The organism is Vibrio sp. 2130-1 (genome assembly GCF_033339515.1).
The window spans coordinates 1-561 of sequence record NZ_JAWOUT010000570.1 but is presented as its reverse complement, the minus strand read 5'-3'; the positions used below and the strand labels follow the sequence as shown (position 1 = coordinate 561).

General features: G+C 47.2%; 1 protein-coding gene. It reads left to right on the top strand.

Annotated elements, in window-relative coordinates; genetic code table 11:
• The coding region (locus tag R7Q09_RS27445; RefSeq protein ID WP_318144121.1) for an aminotransferase class V-fold PLP-dependent enzyme at positions 1–561 on the top strand (561 nt) is incomplete at both ends.

Sequence of the window (561 nt, the reverse complement as noted above, 5' to 3'; positions counted from 1 at the left end):
TAGGTCAAGAGGGTTTAGTCGCGGTGAAAACCGATGCAAACAACCGTATTGTTGTTGACGACCTAAAAGCAAAAATTGCCGAGCTTAAAGAACAAAACATCAAACCAATTGCGGTTATCGGTGTAGCTGGCACAACAGAAACGGGGAACGTCGATCCTCTGTCGCAGATCGCTCAAGTGTGCCAAGAGCACAATTGTCACTTCCATGTAGATGCCGCTTGGGGTGGTGCAACGTTGATGTCTAATCATTACCGTCACCTTCTCGAAGGTGTTGAACTGGCTGACTCAGTGACTATCGACGCGCACAAACAACTGTACATCCCTATGGGTGCGGGCATGGTGTTGTTCAAAGACCCAGACGCGATGAAATCCATTGAACACCATGCGCAATACATCTTACGTAAAGGTTCAAAAGACTTAGGTAGTCATACGCTAGAAGGTTCTCGCTCAGGTATGGCCATGTTAGTGTATGCGGCGATGCACATTATTAGTCGCCCAGGCTACGAACTATTGATCGATCAAAGTATCGAGAAAGCGCGCTACTTTGCTGACCTCATCAAAC